Raw genomic sequence first — 17029 nt, 5'->3', positions numbered from 1 at the left:
ACGCACCAACGCGGCCGTGCGCGGTTGTGCGGGCAGAACAAGTCGGCGGCGCGTTGACACCCGTCGTCGTGGGCACCTAGCGTTCGGGCTCACCAACTGAACATCGGCCGCGGCGCGTCGTGAGCGCCGGAACCCGCGCGGGAGAGACCTCGGTGATCGGACCGGGGCGCCGAAGGAGCAAGTACCCCGCACACTCTCAGGCAGCGAGAACCGCTCGGGTGAGGCGACTCTGGAAAGCGTGCTCCCATCGCGCGCACCCACGGTGCAAGCCGTCGCTCCGGCGCGGCGAAGCTCTCAGGTCCCAGGACAGAGTGGGGTCCGGACCTGCCGTTGAGGAGCGCTGTCGTGACTTTTCCGGACAACCTGCTGTACACGCCCGAGCACGAGTGGGTGGACTGGGCGCCGGGTACCCAGGACCCGGTGGCGGTCGGCATCACGTCGTACGCCGCGGAGTCGCTGGGTGACATCGTGTTCGTGGAGCTGCCCGAGGTCGGCACCGTGGTGAAGTCCGGCGAGGTGTGCGGCGAGCTGGAGTCGACCAAGTCGGTCAGCGACCTGTACGCGCCGGTCAGCGGTGAGGTCGTGGAGGTCAACCCGGCCGCAGTGGCCGACCCGTCGTTGATCAACAACGACCCGTACGGCGGTGGTTGGCTGTTCAAGGTGGCGGTGACCGACGCGACCGGGTTGCTGACCGCGGCGAAGTACGCGGAACTGACCGGGGACTGAAGCCATGGCGATCAGCGTGTTCGACCTGTTCTCCGTGGGCATCGGACCGTCGAGCTCGCACACCGTCGGCCCGATGCGCGCGGCGATGCTGTTCGCCGAACGGCTGCGGCCCTCGTTGGCCTCGGTCGACCGGGTGCACGTCGAGCTGTTCGGGTCGCTCGGCGCGACCGGGCACGGGCACGGGAGCCCGAAGGCGGTCCTGCTCGGCCTGGAGGGCTGCCGGCCGGAGGAGGTCGACCCGGAGGAGGCGGAACGGCGGCTGGCCGAGATCCGCGCCACCGGTCGGCTGCGGCTGGCGGGCGTGCGGGAGATCGCGTTCGCCGAGGACGCCGACCTGGTGATGCACCGGCGCAAGTCCCTGCCGCTGCACCCCAACGGGATGAGCTTCACCGCCCACTCGGGTGACATCGTGGTCGACTCGGCGGTGTACTACTCGGTCGGCGGGGGGTTCGTCGTGGACGAGAACGCCACCGGCACCGACCGGATCAAGGCGGACGAGACGGCGGTCGCGCACCCGTTCCGCAGCGGTGACGAGCTGCTGGCGCGGTGCCGGGAGACCGGGCTGTCGATCAGCGAGGTCATGCTGGCCAACGAGCTGTCGTGGCGTGACGAGGCGTCGGTGCGGTCGGGGCTGCTGCACATCTGGGACGTGATGCAGGAGTGCGTCGAGCGCGGCTGCACGCGGACCGGCGTGCTGCCCGGCGGGCTGAAGGTGCGCCGCCGTGCCGCCGAGATGCGGCAGCGGATGGCCGCCGAGCACTACGCCACCGACCCGTTGCGGGTGATGGACTGGGTGACGCTGTTCGCGCTCGCGGTGAACGAGGAGAACGCCGCGGGCGGCCGCGTGGTGACCGCCCCGACCAACGGCGCGGCCGGCATCGTGCCCGCCGTGCTGCACTACTACACCCGGTTCGTGCCGGGCGCGTCCGACGACGGCGTGGTGCGCTTCCTGCTGACCGCGGGCGCGGTCGGCGTGCTGTTCAAGGAGAACGCCTCGATCTCCGGTGCCGAGGTCGGGTGCCAGGGCGAGGTCGGCTCGGCGTGCTCGATGGCGGCCGGCGGGCTGGCCGAGGTGCTGGGCGGCACGCCGGAGCAGGTGGAGAACGCGGCCGAGATCGCCATGGAGCACAACCTGGGGCTGACGTGCGACCCGATCGGGGGGCTGGTGCAGATCCCGTGCATCGAGCGCAACGCGTTGGCCTCGATCAAGGCGATCACGGCGGCGCGGATGGCGTTGCGTGGCGACGGCTCGCACTTCGTGTCGCTGGACAAGGTCATCAAGACCATGCGTGAGACGGGCAAGGACATGAAGGTCAAGTACAAGGAGACGGCTCGCGGCGGCCTGGCCGTGAACGTCATCGAGTGCTGACCCCGGACGTGGGGGGCGGTCGGTCGGCCGCCTCCCACGGCGCGGACTAGGGGAGCACGGACTCGATCGCCTTCACGACGGACCCGTCCTCCGGCTCCGTGCGGGGGCGGAACCGGGCGACGACCTCGCCGGACGGGGACACCAGGAACTTCTCGAAGTTCCACTGGACGTCGCCCGCTTCGCCGTCGCCGTCGGCGAACGTCGTCAGCTCGGCGTACAGCGGGTGCCGGGACGGGCCGTTCACGTCGATCTTCTCGAACAGCGGGAACGTGACGCCGTAGGTGGTGGAGCAGAAGGTGGCGATCTCCTCCGCCGTGCCGGGCTCCTGGCCGGCGAACTGGTTGCACGGGATCCCGACCACGGAGAACCCCTGCGCCGCGTACCGCTCCTGCAACCGCTCCAGGCCCTGGTACTGCGGCGTCAGGCCGCACTTCGAGGCGACGTTCACCACCAGCAGCGCCTTGCCCGCCAGCGTGCCCAGGCTCGACGGCTCACCGGACAGCGTGCGCAGCGGGATGTCGTGGATGCTCATGGCTGCGAGGCTACGTGCCGCTCCACCAGCGCCCGCAGCGCAGCCATCTCCGCGGCCAGCGCGGCCCGACCCGCCGGCGTGACGGCGACCCACGTCCGCGGCCGCCGGCCGTCGTAACCCTTCTCCACGGCGACCAGACCGGCCTGCTCCAGCACGGCGATGTGCCGCGACAGGTTGCCGGCGGTCAGCTCGAGGGTGGACCGCAGGTAGCCGAACTCGACCCGCTTCGCCTCGGCCGCCACGGTCAGGATGCCGAGCCGGTGCTTCTGGTGCACCACGTCGTCCAGCGCCGCGGTCGGGTGCTCAGCCACGCCGCAGGCCCGCCAGGCCGCCGAGGAGCAGTACCGACCCGGGCAGCACCACGACGCTGCCCATCGACCAGGTGGTGGCCACCGGCACCGCCAGCGGCGTGAACGCGGCCGACACGCACAGCACCACGAGGTAGGCCGCGGTGATCGTGGTGAACCGGGTGCTGCGCTCCAACGCGGCCAGCACCACCAGGCCCAGGCCGATGGCGATGAACTGCGCGATCACCGGCTGGTCGTGCTGGAGCACCGCGGTGCCCAGCACGGCCGCGACCGGCGTCACCGCCCGCGGGGCTTGCCGGTGCCACAGCACGGTCGCCGCCGCGAGCACGATCAACCCGACCCCGGTGCCCGAGTGGAACCGGAACGGCAGGTGGTCCAGCGCCACCCCGACCACCGGGCCGCCCAGGCCGATCGCCAACGCGCCCAAATAGCCCCGCGTGGACGTCTCGATGCCCACCCGCGCGCCACGCCTGCGGTACCACCACACGGTCGCGAGACCACCCACCACGAGCACGACCGACCAGTACAGGTCGAGCAGCGCCGGGTGGCGCACGTCCAGCCCCCGTGCGGACGGCTCGGCGGGCGCGTACAGCGGCAGCGCCAGGAACGACGCGACGCCGAAGAACAGCAGCGGGAACGCGTAGGCGTGCCGGTCCTCCCGCGCCCGGCGGCGCAGGTCGGCCAGGTCGCCCAGCAGGTCTGCCACCCAATCAGGTTTGCACCGCAAACCGAACGCGTCAACCACGCGGGCGGAAGATCGTCACCACCACCCGCAACCCGAGCAGCACGCTGATGACCAGCAGGTTGTAGCCCAACACCTGGAACAGCGTGACGTCCGGGCCGACCCGCGGCCCGCCGTCCGCGCTCAGCAGCAGCACCGCCATCACGCCCGCCGTCGCGCCGAGCACGGTCAGCATCACCTGGTGCAGCAGCGAGACGACGAACTGCCGGTCGCGCTCGTCGGCGAACAGCCGCAGGTTCAGCCCCAGCCGCCCCTGCTCCAACGCGCTGGAGATCCGGTCCACCCGCCGGGGCAGCCGTCGCAGCATGGGCAGGACCGCGTGCAGCTCCTCGGTCACCGTGCGCTTGAGCGACTCCGGCGACAGGTGCGCGCTGAACTGCTGCTCCGCGAACGACCGCGACTCGACCACGAGGTTGAACCCCGGCGACAGCGCGCCCAGCGTGCCCTCCACCGTGGCCAGCGCCCGGAACACCGCCGCGATCTCCGGCGGGATGCTCAGCCCGTGCCGGTAGACCAGCTTGAACAGGTCACCGAACATCGCCGCGTCCGGCCTCATGCCGCTGTTCAGGTGCCGTGCCATGAACTGCCCGAGCGCGCGCTCCAACTGCTGCTCGTCGATCTCGTCCGGCCGGGTCACCAGCTCCAGCAACGCGTCGCGCAGGCCCGCCGGGTCGCCGCGGTCGACGGCCAGCAGCAGCTTGCCCAGCGCCGAGCGCAGCTGCGCGTCGATGCGGCCGACCGAGCCGAAGTCGAGCAGGCCGAGCCTGCCGTCACCCAGCAGCATGATGTTGCCGGGGTGCGGGTCGGCGTGGAAGACGCCGTTGACCATCACCTGGCGCAGCAGGGCGTCCAGCAGCGCGCGGGCCAGCGCGTCCCGGTCCACCGACTCCAGCGACGCCGACCGCACCGGCACGCCGTCCAGCCGCTGCATGACCAGCACGCGGGCCGTGCAGAGGTCCTCGTGCACGGCGGGCAGCACCACGTCGGTCCCGGTCGACGCCGCGCGCACGGCCGCCAGGTTGCGCGCCTCGACCCGGAAGTCCAGCTCCTCGCGCAACGCGGCGGTGAACCCGGCGGCCAGGTCGCGCACGCCGATCGCCTTGCCCCAGCGCGTCCGGACGTGCAGCGTCTCCGCGAGCCGGTTCACGATGTCCAGGTCGCGTTCGGCGACCCGCCGCACGCCCGGCCGCTGCACCTTCACCACCACGTCCTCGCCGGACTTCAGCCGCGCCCGGTGCACCTGCGCGACGGACGCGGCGGCGATCGGCCGCTCGTCGAACTCGGCGAACACGTCCTCCGGCGGCTGCCCCAGCTCGGCCACCAGCACCTCGCGCACCCGCGGCCACGGCGCGGCGGGCACCTTGTCCTGCAACGACGTCAGCTCGGCCACCACGTCCGGCGGCAGCAGGTCGGGCCGCGTGGACAGCACCTGGCCGAGCTTGACGAACGTGACGCCGCCCTCCTCCAGCGCGAGCCGCAACGACCGCGCCAGGCGGGTGTCGGTGCGCTCCCGGCCGCGCAGGTACGGCCCGAGGCCGTGGCGGAACGCGATCGCGGTGATCCGGGAGTAGCGGCGGGCGCGCGAGACCCGGCCCCGCAGCGCCCGCCACCACTGGGTCGGCGGCGGGATCGACCCGGTCGGCACCACGATCTCGGCGAGCGTCAGCACGCCGATCATCAGCAGCAGCGCGATGCCGATCTGCACGGTCGCCAACGCGGACGTGGTGTCCGCATCGGGCATCGCGTGCAGCGCCGCCTCGCTGGACGACAGCCCGATCAGGCACGCGAACGTGGTGCGGACGAGCCCGACGCGCAGCCCGAGGATCCGCCGCGCGGCCAGCGCCATGCCGAGCACCAGCGCCAGGAACGTCACCGGAACACCGACGGTGTACAGCAGGACATCACCCATACGTCTTCCCCCCACGGTTCACGCGGAGGATAGAACGGTCTACCTGAGACGGTGGGTGATCAGAGCACACATCCGATCACTCGGAGGGCTCACGAACGAGTTGGTCGGGTCAGAGGTCGAACACCGGGCCCGTCTCGGCGAGCAGCACGCACTGGTTCGGGTACTCCGCCTCGAACAACCGCGTCTCGCCGCGCCACGTGCCGGACGCCTTGACCCGCACCGGGTCGTACTCCAACGTGCACAGGGCCTGGCCGGTCGACAGACCGTCGATCTGTCCGTCCACTTCGGACAACGCCAGGCAGGCCTGGTCCGCCCTGGGGTGCAGGCCGCCCGCGGGTTCGCAGGTCAGGTTGGTCATCTGGACCGTGTCGCCGCGCTGCACGCTGAGCACGAAGCCCGACTGCGGTGCGGCGAACGCGGGGATCAGCGCGGCGATCGCCGCGAAGAAGGGGAGTGGTGCCATGCACCCAGACTGACCGCACCGCACCGCCGTCTCCAGCGATCTCACCGGATCGTGTGGTTTCCTCCACGGCCCCGGACCCGGGTCGGGAGGGCGACCCCGCGACGGTCCTGCGGGTCCACGATGTGACGTGGGTCACGGTCGAGGTGGGTGGTGCGGGCGTGCGGGCCAGGGTGGGTGGATGGCTTCCGAGGTGCGCAGGGTGGCGCTCGCCAGTTCCGCGGGCAACGCGGTGGAGTTGTACGACTTCCTGCTCTACGGCACCGCGTCGGCGCTGGTGTTCGACAAGCTGTTCTTCCCGTCCTTCGACCCGCGCGTCGGCACGCTGCTGGCGTTCGCCACGTTCGGCGCGGGTTTCCTGGCCCGGCCGCTGGGCGGGGTGGTGATCGGCCACTTCGGCGATCGCATCGGGCGCCGGTCGATGCTGGTGCTGACGCTGACCGCGACCGGGCTGTGCACGGCGGCGATCGGGCTGCTGCCGACGTACTCCTCGATCGGGCTGGCCGCGCCGTTGCTGCTGGTGCTGCTGCGCGTGGTGCAGGGGTTCTTCCTCGGCGGCGAGCAGGGCGGCGCGACGTTGATGGCGGTCGAGCACGCGCCGCCGGGGCGAACCGGGTGGTACGGCAGCTGGACGTTCCTCGGGTCGCCGGTCGGGCTGCTGCTGGCCAACGGCGCGATGGCGGCGTCGACCGCGGTGTCCGGGGAGGCGTTCCTGAGCTGGGGCTGGCGGGTGCCGTTCCTGCTCAGCCTGGTGCTGGTGGGGGTCGGGCTGTACGTGCGGCTGTCGGTGGAGGAGAGCCCGGTGTTCCGCGAGGCGCGTGCGGCGGCGGGGACCGTGCGGCTGCCGGTGGCCGTGGTGCTGCGGCAGTCGTGGCGGAAGGTGCTGCTGGGGGCGGGCGTGAACCTCGGGTTCAACATGTTCATCTTCGTGGTGGCGACGTTCGCGGTGTCGTACGGGACGCGTGAGCTCGGGATGGCGCGGGGGACGTTGCTCAACGCGGGGCTGGTCGGCGCGTTCGCGCAGGCGGTGGCGATCCTGGTGTTCGCGCGGCTGTCCGACCGGGTGGGGCGGCTGCCGGTGATGCTGGGTGGCGCGGCGTTCCTGGGCGTGTTCGCGTTCCCGTTGTTCTGGCTGCTCCAGACCCGGTCGCCGGGGTTGGTGGTGCTGGCGATGGTGGTGGCGTTCGCGGGTTCGGCGGCGGTGTTCGGGCCGATGCCCGCGTACTACGCCGAGCTGTTCGGCACCCGCGTCCGCTACAGCGGCGTGTCGTTGAGCTACCAGTTGGGGGCCGTGCTGGGCGGCGGCCTGTCCCCGGTGGTCGCCACGTGGCTGCTGGGCGTCACCCCGACCCACGACTCGTGGCCGATCTCGCTCTACCTGATCGTGGGCGCCCTGATCAGCGCCCTGTCCCTGCTCGCCCTGGGCGAAACCCTCCGCCGCCCAACCCCCTGACCCGCGCGAGTCCTACGTTCAGAACGCGAGTGTCCTACGTTCGCGACCCCCGAGTTCAACGCTCACGACGAACGGTCGGTGCGCGAACGTTGAATTCGGGGGTTCTGAACGTAGGACACACGCGTTCCGAACGTAGGACACACGCGTTCTGAAGGTAGGACTCACGCGGCGGGGAGGTAGGACTCTCGGGTTAGGGGAGGGGGACGACGGTGTTGGTGCGGGCGGAGGTGAAGGCGGCCTCGACGACGTCCAGGCCGGTGATCGCGTCCGCCACCGGGACGGGCGCCCGGCCGGCCGCGACGGCCGCGTAGAAGTCCTGGTAAGCGCCCGGTGAGGTGGGCACCGGCGCGGAACCCAGCACGCCCCACCGCTCGGCCGGCTCCTCGCCCCAACCGGGACCGCCCGGCACCTCGCCCGCCTTCAACGCCTCCTCCTGCGGGTCCATCCCGTGCTTCACGAACGCCGAGCGGTCGCCCAGCACGCGGAAGCGCGGCCCCGGCGACGCCGCCAGGGCCGACGCCCACAGGTGCGACACCGCGCCGGACGGGTGGGTCAGCGCGAGGAACGCGTCGTCGTGCGCCCGCGCACCGGCCCGCAGCGTCCGCACCTCCGCGTACACGCCGGTCGGACGCCCGAACAACGCCACCGCCTGGTCGATCAGGTGCGTGCCCAGGTCGAACACGATGCTGCCCAGGTCGGCCGGGTCACCGGACTCCTTCCACCCCTCCTTCACCTCCGGCCGCCACCGCTCGAACCGCGACTCGAACCGGTGCACCCGCCCCAGCGCGCCTTCACCGACCAGCCGCGCCACGGTCCGGAAGTCGCCGTCCCACCGCCGGTTGTGGAACGGCGCCAGCAGCAGCCCCCGCGCCGCCGCCAGGTCCGCCAGCTCGCGCGCCTCGGCGGCCGACGAAGCGAACGGCTTGTCCACCACGGCGTGCAGCCCGTGCTCCAACGCCGCACGGGCGTGCTCGGCGTGCCACCGGTTCGGCGTGGTCACCACGACCAGGTCGAACTCGTCGGCCCGCCGCCACACCTCGGCCGGGGACCCGATCAGCTCGACCCCCGGGTAGCGGGACGCCACCTCGGCCTGCCGCTCGGGGTTGCCGGTGACGACGGCGGCCAGCGTCAAGCCGGCCGTGGTGGCCAGGAACGGTGCGTGGAAGGCGGCTCCGCCGAGCCCGTAACCGATGAGTGCGGTGCGCATGGTCCGCACCCTAAGCGTCCCAGAACGTGGACGCCCTGTCGTCGGCTGTCACGCAGCGCTACCTTCAGCCGCATGATCCCGCTCGTGGCACGTCGGCACGTGGACTACGTGCGCGTGACCAGCATGGCCTGTCGCCTCGTCTGATCCGCCTCACCACCGCGCACGCCCGGTCCCTTCGGCGTGCCCGCGAAACCCCCAGCACACAGGAGCCGTCAGCATGTCCTGGTCCTTCGACACCAAGCAGGTCCACTCCGGCGCCGCGCCCGACCCGGCGACGGGCGCGCGTGCCACCCCGATCTACCAGACCACGTCGTTCGTGTTCCGCGACTCCGCGCACGGCGAGGCGCTGTTCAGCCTGGCCGAGCCGGGCAACATCTACACCCGCATCAACAACCCCACCCAGGACGTGCTGGAGCAGCGGGTCGCCGCGCTGGAGGGCGGCGTGGCGGCGGTGGCGTTCGCGTCCGGCCAGGCCGCCGAGACCGCCACCGTGCTCAACCTGGCCCGCGCGGGCGACCACCTGGTGTCCAGCGCCTCCCTCTACGGCGGCACGTACAACCTGTTCCACTACACGCTGCCGAAGCTTGGCATCGAGGTGTCCTTCGTGGACGACCCGGACGACCTGGACGCGTGGCGCGCGGCCGTGCGGCCCAACACCAAGCTGTTCTTCGCCGAGTCGCTGGCCAACCCGCGCAGCAACGTGCTGGACATCGCGGCCGTCGCCGAGGTGGCGCACGCGGCGGGCGTGCCGCTGGTGGTGGACAACACCGTGCCCACGCCGTACCTGGTGCGGCCGATCGAGCACGGCGCGGACATCGTGGTCCACTCGGCCACGAAGTACCTGGGCGGGCACGGCACCGCGGTGGCGGGCGTGGTCGTGGACGGCGGCACGTTCGAGTACTCCGACGCGGCGAAGTTCCCGGACTTCAACGAGCCGGACCCGAGCTACCACGGGCTGCAGTACTGGCCCGCGCTCGGCCACGGCGCGTTCGCCGCGAAGCTGCGGGTGCAGGGCCTGCGCGACACGGGCGCCGCGATCGCGCCGCTGACCAGCTTCCTGATCCTGCAGGGCATCGAGACGCTGTCGCTGCGCATCGACAAGCACTCGGCGAACGCGCTGGAGCTGGCCCGGTGGCTGGAGGCGCGCGACGAGGTGGAGAAGGTCCACTACGCGGGCCTGCCGTCCAGCCCGTGGCACGACCTGGCGCAGAAGTACCTGCCGACGGGCGCGGGCGGCGTGGTGTCGTTCGAGCTGCGGGGCGGGGTGGCCGCCGGGCGGGCGTTCGTGGACGGCGTGGAGCTGTTCAGCCAGTTGGTGAACATCGGCGACGTGCGCAGCCTGATCGTGCACCCGGCCAGCACCACGCACAGCCAGCTCACGCCCGAGCAGCAGTTGGTCGCGGGCGTCGGGCCGGGCCTGGTGCGGCTGTCGGTCGGCATCGAGGGCGTGGAGGACCTCAAGGCCGATCTCGAAGCGGGTTTCCGCGCCGCCAAGTCGGTGCTGTGAGCCGCGAGTCCACCTCCGGGAAGACCCCTCCCACCGCCGGCGGGTGGCGGGAGGGGGACCCGAACGGGCGACGGCAGTGGTTCCGGGGCTCGTTGCCCGGCTTGCCGGGGCTCTCGATCGCCTACGAGACGTGGGGCGAGCTGAACGCGGACCGCTCGAACGCCGTGCTGGTGCTGCACGCGTTGACCGGCGACAGCCACGTGGCGGGCCCGGCCGAACCGGGTCACCCCACGCCCGGCTGGTGGGACGGCCTGGTGGGGCCGGGACGCGCGCTGGACCCCGAGCGCTGGTTCGTGGTCGCGCCGAACGTGCTGGGCGGCTGCCAGGGCACCACGGGCCCGTGGGCGACCGCGCCGGACGGCGAGCCGTGGGGCGCGCGGTTCCCGAAGATCACCGTGCGGGTGCAGGTGGCGGCCGAGGTGCTGCTGGCCGACGCGTTGGGCATCGACGCGTGGGCCGCCGTGCTGGGCGGCTCGATGGGCGGGATGCGCGCGCTGGAGTGGGCGGTGTCCGAGCCCGACCGGGTGCGCGCGCTGCTCGTGCTGGCCGCGCCGGCGGCGTCCACGGCCGAGCACATCGCGCTGGCCTCGGCCCAGTTGCACGCCATCCGGCTCGACCCGGTCGGCGGCCTCGGGGTGGCCCGCCGGATCGCGCACCTCAGCTACCGCAGCGAGGCCGAGCTGGCCGCCCGGTTCGGCCGCGAGGTGCGCGAGGACGGCCGGTTCCAGGTGGAGTCCTACCTCGACCACCACGCGGCCAAGCTGGTCGCGCGGTTCGACCCGGCCAGCTACGTCACCCTCACCGAGGCCATGAACAGCCACGACGTGGGCCGCGGCCGGGGTGGGGTGCGGGCCGCGCTGCGCCGCGTCACGGCGCGCACCCTCGTGGCCGGGATCGACTCCGACCGCCTGTACCCGCTGCGGCAGCAGGCCGAGATCGCCGACGCCGTGCCCGGCGCCGGCGACCTGCGCGTGGTGACCTCGCCCTACGGCCACGACGCGTTCCTCATCGAGGTCGACCAGGTGTCGAAGCTGGTCTCCGAACTGCTGGAGACCGGTTAGAACCCGGCCGTGATGCGGGTGAACTCCCAGTCGGCCTGCGGGACACCGCTGCACGTGGACGCCACCTGGCCGTCGCACCCGCCGCGGTCGCGGTTGACCGCCCAGAACGTGAACCGGCCCAGCCCGTTGGACTTCGCCCAGTCGCGCAGCTGCGTCCACGTCTGCGGGGTGGTGACCTCGCGCTGGTCGGACAGGCCGTTCATGCCCGAGATGCCGGTGTGCCGGAACGCCTCGGCGTCCGACCACCCGAACGTGGCCTTCAGCTTGTTCTTCAACGCGGTGGCGGCGTTGATCGAGTCCGTGCCGATGTTCGAGCTGCCGAAGTCGAACGGCATGATCGTGAACACGTCGATGTTCGCGCCGATCGCCGCCGCCCGCTCGATCAGCCGGTTGCCCCACGAGTTCGGGCCGGTGGTCGTGGTGCCGAAGGTGACGATGGTCTGGATGCCCGGGTTGTTCGCCTTGACGATCTTGAGCGCCTCCAGGATCCGGTCCTGCACGGCGGCGTTCTCGAACTCGTCGGTGTTCTCGATGTCGATGTCGATGGCCTTGAGCCCGTAGGCGTTGATGACCTGCTGGTACGCGCCGGCCAGGGCCTGCGGGGTCGAGCAGTTCGGGCCGAGCTTGTTGCCGCTCCACCCGCCGAACGACGGCACGACGTCGCCGCCCGCCGCGCGGATCTGCTGGATGGCCTGCGCGTCGATGCCGCCGGTCAGCGGCCGGGTGCCGTCCCACGCGGGGGTGCAGCCGCCCGAGGACAGCACGAACGCCATGGTGAACCACTTGACGCCGGTGGCGTTCATGACGGTGGCGGGCGCGGGCGGGTTGCCCCAGCCCAGGAACAGGTATGGCGCGCCGCGGCCGCCGACCGGGTTCGTGCCCGGCTGGGTGGTGGCGCTGACCTGGTTGGACGGGCCCGAGGTGTTCGACGCGGCGTCACGGGCACGGACCGTGAAGGTGTAGGCCGTCGAGGCGTTCAGGCCGGTGACGGTGGCCGTGGTGCCGCTGACCGTGGTGGCCACGGCGCTGCCCCGGTAGACGTCGTACGCGGTCACGCCGACGTTGTCGGTCGACGCCGTCCACGCCAGCGAGACGGAGTTGCTGGTGGTGGCGGTGACGCGCAGGGAGCCGGGCGCGCTGGGCGCGACCGTGTCACCGCCGCCGCCACCGGTGCAGGCAGCCCCGTTGACGGTGCAGTTGAGCGGCGCGCCCGAGCCGGTGCCGACGAAGCCGAAGCTCGCCGACGCGCCGACGGCGAGGTTGCCGTTGTACTCGCGGTTGGTCGCCACGTAATGATCACCCGTTCGGGTGACAAGTGCGTCCCAGTACGAGCCCAGCGAGGTGCCCGCGGGCAGGTCGAACTCGATGCGCCACGAGGTGATGGCGGACGGGCCGCCGTTGGCGACGGTGAACTTGCCCTCGAAGCCGCTGCCCCAGTCCTGGGTCTTGGCGAAGGTGGCGGTGACGCCCGGCGCCGCTGACGCGGCCGGGCCCACGAGCAGTGAACCGATGGCGAGTGCGCCTGCTGCGAGCAGCGCGCTCGTTCGTCGTGACATGAGAGGGGTCCTCCTCGGCGGGATCGGCAGGGTGAATCGCGCCCAACTGGAGGGTGGTCTAGACCAAATGAAATGGCAAGGCTCTTTACGGTTTTCCCGGCGCGGTCGCGCGCGGGAACCGGGCGAACAGGACTATTCGTCCAACGCGGTGGCGATCCACGGCGAGACGGGCAGGTCGCGCAGGCCGCACTCCACGGCCAGCTTCACCGTCCAGCGCAGGGCCTGGAGCACCACCGTGGCCAGCTCCTGCGGCTGCCCGTTGGCCAGCGCGATCTCGATCTGCTCGGCCGCGGCCTCCTGGTCGCCGTGCACCTCGGCGAGCAGCGTGCGGATCGCGGTGCGCACGGGCGGGTCGGCGTCGTCGATCGGCACCTCCTGCCCGTCCTCGTCGAAGACCTGCATCTTGACCGGTGTCGCCCCGCCCGAGCCGAGCGCGGCGACCATGGCGCTGCACTCGCTGAACAGCAGGAGGACCAGCTCCCGGATCTCCTCGTTGCCCTCGGGCGAGCCGCTGAGATACCCGGTGACCAGGTCGACCGCGACAGCGTCCTCCCCGACCTTGGCTGCGGTCAGGGCCTCGCCGGCCACGGCCTGGAGCCGCGACCAGCGATCCGGATCTTGCTGCGGGTGCATTCAGCCATCTTCCAACACGGAGTAGGGGCGCACAGCTCTCGCATATTGCCTACCCGGTGGTGTTCGCCCGCCGCAACGCCTTGTCCGGGGCGTGGACCGTCCGGTATAGGCCGATGTGGGACGGGCACGGCGGCCGGCGTGCTACCGGGGTATGACAACCCACGGGGGCATGTGCGGGCGCGGCCTGCCGCCTAGCATCGGGGCCGTGATCCGCACTCTCCTCCAGGTCGTGCTGTTCCGCGACCGGTCGCGGGTCTTCGACGGCTTCCGCTTCCGCCGGCCGCTGACGCTGGTGGTGCCGGCCTACGGGTTGGTCATCGGGATCGTCGTGAGCTCGGACTACGTCACCAGCGAGGATCCGGACGGCTGGTGGCCGGTGCTGTTCGCGGTCATCGCCGGCAGCACCGCGCTGACCCTGCGCTCCACCCTCCTGGCGTGGCGGCTGGCCACGGCCGGCCTGGTGGCGATGAAGTTGCTGATGCCCTCCGAACCGTCCGTGCTGGGCAGTTGGCAGTGGTGGTGGTACGTGGCGGTGCTGCTGGCCGTCGCCACCGCGCACCGCGGCCGGGTCGTGCTGCTCGTGGCGTCGATCACGGTCGGCGTGCTGTTCACCCTCGACCGGCCCGCCGCCGTGCTGCCGGCCACCGGCTTCCTGCTCCTGGTGCTCCTGGTCGGGTACGCGGTCGGCGCGCGCGGTCGGGCCGAGCAGCGGTTCCACGAGGAGCGGGACGAGAAGGCGGCGCTGGTCGAACGCGCCCGCATCGCCCGAGAGATGCACGACGTGGTCGCCCACCACATGTCGCTGGTGGTCGTGCGGTGCGAGACCGCGCCCTACCGGATCGCCGACCTGCCCGAGGCGGGCAAGCGGGAGTTCGCCGAGCTGGGTGCGGCGGCACGGGCCGCGATCACCGACATGCAGCAGCTGCTGGGCGTGCTGCGGGCCGACGACCAGCGGCCCGACCGGGCGCCGCAGCCGGGGCTGACCGACATCAGGTCGCTGCACGCGGACGCGTCCGTGGCCGACGCCGAGGTGCCGCCCGCGGTCGGGCTGACCGCGTACCGGATCGTGCAGGAGGCGCTGACCAACGCGGGCCGCCACGCGCCGGGCTCGACGACGGCGGTCACCGTCGACCTCGTGGGCGGGGAGCTCCGGGTCGTCGTGCGGAACACCGCCGGCGGGCCGTCGCGCGGCGGTGGCGGCGGGCACGGGCTCAAGGGCATGGCGGAACGGGTGGCGGTGCACGGCGGTTCGCTGACCGCCGGGCCGACCGCGGACGGGGGGTTCGAGGTGGTCGCGACCGTTCCGGTGGGCACGCCGTGATCCGGGTGCTGGTGGCCGACGACCAGGAGATGGTCCGCGAGGGCTTCTCCGCGCTGCTGGACGCCCAGGACGACATCAGCGTGGTCGGGTCGGCCGGTGACGGCGTCGCCGCCGTCGGCGAGGTGCGCCGGTTGCGGCCGGACGTGGTGCTCATGGACGTGCGGATGCCCGAGATGGACGGGCTGACCGCGACCCGGCTGCTGGCCGACGACCCGGTCAAGGTGCTCGTGCTGACCACGTTCGACCTGGACGACTACGTCTACGAGGCGTTGCGGGCCGGTGCCAGCGGGTTCCTGCTCAAGCACGCGCCCGCGAGCGAACTGCTGGCCGCCGTGCGGGTGGTGGCGCGCGGTGACGCGCTGCTCGCGCCGTCGGTGACCAAGCGGCTCATCGAGGACTTCGTGAAGGCGCGGCCGGCGCGGGTGGTGAAGCCCGCCGCGTTGAGCGCGTTGACCGAGCGGGAGACCGAGGTGCTGCGGCTGATCGCGAGGGGCCTGTCCAACGGCGAGATCGCCGCGCACCTGGTGCTGGCCGAGCAGACGGTGAAGACGCACGTGAGCCGGGTGCTGATGAAGCTCGGCCTGCGCGACCGGGCGCAGGCCGTGATCGCGGCCTACGAGTCCGGTCTGGTGGTACCCGGGTAGCACGCCGGGAACGGCACCGCGGGGTGACGATCCGGGGCGGGTGGTCTTCGTAGCTTCGGCGCCATGCCGAAGAAGATCGCGTTGGTGGCGGCGCTGCTGGTGCTCGCGACGCCGGGTGGCGACCCGCCCCCGTTCACGCCCCGGGTCGAGGTGCACGGCGACCTGGCCCGGGCCGCGCACGTCGCGGTCGTCGTGCCGGGGTCCGATGTGGACGGTGAGCGGTTCGACGGCACGGTCGGGCGGATGGCACGCGCGCTGCACGCCGCCGTCGGGCGCGACGACGTGGCCGTGGTCGCGTGGCTGGGGTACCGCACGCCGTCCGGGCTGGGCGTGGACGCGGCGGGCGGTCGGCTGGCCCGGGCGGGCGCCGTCGCGCTCGACGAGTACGTGCGGACGTTGCCCGGGCAGGTGCACCTGATGTGCCACAGCTACGGGTCGGTGGTGTGCGGCCTGGCCCAGCCGCCCGCGGCCGACGTGGTGTTCCTCGGGTCGCCCGGCGTGCGGGTGGACGCGGTGACCTCGGGCGCGCGGGTGTGGGCGGCGCGGGGTGGTCGGGACTGGACGCGGTGGGTGCCCTCGGTGCGGCTGGGCGACCTGGGGCACGGGCCCGACCCGGTCGACCCGGCGTTCGGCGCGCGGGTGTTCGACGTCGGTGACATCAGGCACGACGAGTACTTCCGGGAGGGCACGCCGTCCTTGCGCGCCCTGGCCCGGATCGCGGTGGGGGAGGGACCATGAGGCGACGTGACCCGGTGATCGACGCGGCACGTGCGATCGCCATCGTCGGGGTGGTGCTGGGGCACTGGCTGGTCACGGCCGTGGTGCTGACCGGCGACGGGCTGGTGGTCGACAGCCCGCTGCGGTGGGTGCCGGAGCTGGCGCCCGCGAGCTGGGTGTTGCAGACGCTGGGCCTGTTCTTCTTCACCGGGGGGTTCGGGGCGGCCCGCTCGGGCGCGCCGTGGTGGTCCCGGGCGCGCGGGCTCGTGCCGCCGGTGGCCGTGCTGCTCGGCGCGTGGGCCGCCGTCCTGTTCGGACTGTCGTTGCGGGGCTCGCCGCAGCAGACGGTGATGACGGTCGGGTACCTCGTCGTCACGCCGCTGTGGTTCCTCGCCGTGTACGTCGTGCTGCTGGCCTGCACGCCCTTGGCGCTGCGGCTGGGGTGGTGGGGCGTGGCGATCCCGATCGCGCTGGTGGCGCTGGACGTCGACTGGGTGAACGTGGTCGCGGTGTGGTGGGCCCCGTGGCAGGTGGGCGTGCTCGTCGCCCGACGGGGGCTGAGCCGGTCGTGGGGCGCGGCGCTGCTGGTGTGCGGGGGCGGGGCGTTCGCGCTGCTGCTGAACGCCGGGTACCCGGCCAGTGCGGTGGGCGTGCCGGGTGCGGCGGAGTCGAACCTGTCGCCGCCCTCGGCCGCCGCGCTGGCGTTGGCGTTGGCGCAGGTGGGGCTGGTGCTGCTGGTGCGGCCGGCGCCTCTGGGCCGGACGTCGCTCGCACGGGCGCTGAACGCGCGGGCGCTGCCGATCTTCCTGGTGCACCAGAGCGCGTTGCTGGTGGTGACGCTGGCCGGCGCGGTGTTCGGGCCGTTGCGCGGCCTGCACACACCG

General features: G+C 72.5%; 15 protein-coding genes, 2 pseudogenes and 1 riboswitch. Of the genes and pseudogenes, 9 read left to right on the top strand and 8 right to left on the bottom strand.

Annotated features, from left to right (window positions below; translation table 11 throughout):
- Positions 1–128 precede the first annotated feature (128 nt).
- A riboswitch (glycine riboswitch) is annotated at positions 129–223 on the top strand.
- A gap of 122 nt (positions 224–345) precedes the next feature.
- Together gcvH and LZG04_RS25155 are read left to right on the top strand one after the other, a co-directional pair.
- A complete protein-coding gene (gene gcvH / locus LZG04_RS25160) occupies positions 346–726 on the top strand; it encodes a glycine cleavage system protein GcvH (RefSeq protein ID WP_233820868.1) in 381 nt (126 codons plus the stop codon).
- 4 nt (positions 727–730) lie between these two features.
- The gene (locus tag LZG04_RS25155) at positions 731–2095 is read left to right on the top strand and encodes an L-serine ammonia-lyase (RefSeq protein ID WP_233820866.1); all 1365 of its coding nucleotides are present in this window, start codon (positions 731–733) and stop codon (positions 2093–2095) included.
- Positions 2096–2141: 46 nt separating this feature from the next.
- Here the strand turns inward: LZG04_RS25155 and LZG04_RS25150 are convergent, their stop codons facing one another.
- From LZG04_RS25150 to LZG04_RS25130, 5 genes are all read right to left on the bottom strand, one after another.
- A complete protein-coding gene (locus tag LZG04_RS25150) occupies positions 2142–2627 on the bottom strand; it encodes a glutathione peroxidase (RefSeq protein ID WP_233820864.1) in 486 nt (161 codons plus the stop codon).
- Positions 2624–2938, bottom strand: coding sequence for a transcriptional regulator (locus LZG04_RS25145; RefSeq protein WP_233820859.1), 315 nt, complete (start codon positions 2936–2938; stop codon positions 2624–2626). Before LZG04_RS25145 ends, LZG04_RS25150 begins: the two co-directional genes overlap by 4 nt.
- Complete coding sequence (locus LZG04_RS25140) at positions 2931–3641, bottom strand: hypothetical protein (protein ID WP_233820857.1); 711 nt, start codon at positions 3639–3641, stop codon at positions 2931–2933. Before LZG04_RS25140 ends, LZG04_RS25145 begins: the two co-directional genes overlap by 8 nt.
- Positions 3642–3672: 31 nt before the next feature.
- Entirely contained in the window at positions 3673–5586 is a 1914-nt protein-coding gene (locus LZG04_RS25135; protein ID WP_233820854.1) for an AarF/ABC1/UbiB kinase family protein, read from the bottom strand.
- A gap of 109 nt (positions 5587–5695) precedes the next feature.
- On the bottom strand, positions 5696–6049 hold the full coding sequence (locus LZG04_RS25130) for an SSI family serine proteinase inhibitor (RefSeq protein ID WP_233820852.1): 354 nt from the start codon (positions 6047–6049) through the stop codon (positions 5696–5698).
- A gap of 178 nt (positions 6050–6227) precedes the next feature.
- Between LZG04_RS25130 and LZG04_RS25125 the strand changes: the two genes are divergently transcribed.
- A complete protein-coding gene (locus LZG04_RS25125) occupies positions 6228–7499 on the top strand; it encodes an MFS transporter (RefSeq protein ID WP_233820849.1) in 1272 nt (423 codons plus the stop codon).
- Positions 7500–7689: 190 nt separating this feature from the next.
- On the opposite strand, the gene LZG04_RS25120 is transcribed toward LZG04_RS25125, so the two are convergent.
- Complete coding sequence (locus tag LZG04_RS25120; RefSeq protein ID WP_233820847.1) at positions 7690–8706, bottom strand: Gfo/Idh/MocA family oxidoreductase; 1017 nt, start codon at positions 8704–8706, stop codon at positions 7690–7692.
- Between the two features lie 214 nt (positions 8707–8920).
- On the opposite strand from LZG04_RS25120, the pseudogene LZG04_RS25115 reads away from it, so the two are divergent.
- Both LZG04_RS25115 and LZG04_RS25110 read left to right on the top strand, forming a co-directional pair.
- Positions 8921–10213, top strand: a pseudogene (locus tag LZG04_RS25115) (bifunctional o-acetylhomoserine/o-acetylserine sulfhydrylase); the annotation flags it as partial.
- The gene (locus LZG04_RS25110) at positions 10210–11274 is read left to right on the top strand and encodes a homoserine O-acetyltransferase (RefSeq protein WP_233820843.1); all 1065 of its coding nucleotides are present in this window, start codon (positions 10210–10212) and stop codon (positions 11272–11274) included. The pseudogene LZG04_RS25115 and the gene LZG04_RS25110, both read left to right, overlap by 4 nt.
- Here the strand turns inward: LZG04_RS25110 and LZG04_RS25105 are convergent.
- Positions 11271–12830: a cellulose binding domain-containing protein gene (locus tag LZG04_RS25105; protein ID WP_233820841.1), complete on the bottom strand. Its 1560-nt coding sequence runs from the start codon at positions 12828–12830 to the stop codon at positions 11271–11273. The two genes, LZG04_RS25110 and LZG04_RS25105, sit on opposite strands and share 4 nt — an antisense overlap.
- 132 nt (positions 12831–12962) lie before the next feature.
- Positions 12963–13463 (bottom strand): hypothetical protein, encoded by a 501-nt coding sequence (locus LZG04_RS25100; protein WP_233820838.1) that lies wholly within the window; start codon positions 13461–13463, stop codon positions 12963–12965.
- 205 nt (positions 13464–13668) lie between these two features.
- Here LZG04_RS25100 and LZG04_RS25095 point away from each other — a divergent pair, with 205 nt between their 5' ends.
- The 4 genes and pseudogenes from LZG04_RS25095 to LZG04_RS25080 form a co-directional block, all read left to right on the top strand.
- Positions 13669–14784, top strand: a complete 1116-nt coding sequence (locus LZG04_RS25095; protein WP_233820836.1) for a histidine kinase — start codon at positions 13669–13671, stop codon at positions 14782–14784.
- Positions 14781–15428: a response regulator transcription factor gene (locus LZG04_RS25090; RefSeq protein ID WP_233820827.1), complete on the top strand. Its 648-nt coding sequence runs from the start codon at positions 14781–14783 to the stop codon at positions 15426–15428. The genes LZG04_RS25095 and LZG04_RS25090 overlap by 4 nt, the downstream gene beginning before the upstream one ends.
- A gap of 63 nt (positions 15429–15491) precedes the next feature.
- Positions 15492–16166, top strand: a complete 675-nt coding sequence (locus LZG04_RS25085) for an alpha/beta hydrolase (RefSeq protein ID WP_233820825.1) — start codon at positions 15492–15494, stop codon at positions 16164–16166.
- Positions 16163–17023: pseudogene (locus LZG04_RS25080) on the top strand (acyltransferase family protein); the annotation flags it as partial. The gene LZG04_RS25085 and the pseudogene LZG04_RS25080, both read left to right, overlap by 4 nt.
- Positions 17024–17029 lie beyond the last annotated feature (6 nt).

The sequence above is a fragment of the Saccharothrix sp. S26 genome (assembly GCF_021390395.1).
Taxonomy (GTDB): Bacteria; Actinomycetota; Actinomycetes; order Mycobacteriales; family Pseudonocardiaceae; genus Actinosynnema.
This window is presented reverse-complemented; position numbering and strand designations above follow the sequence as displayed.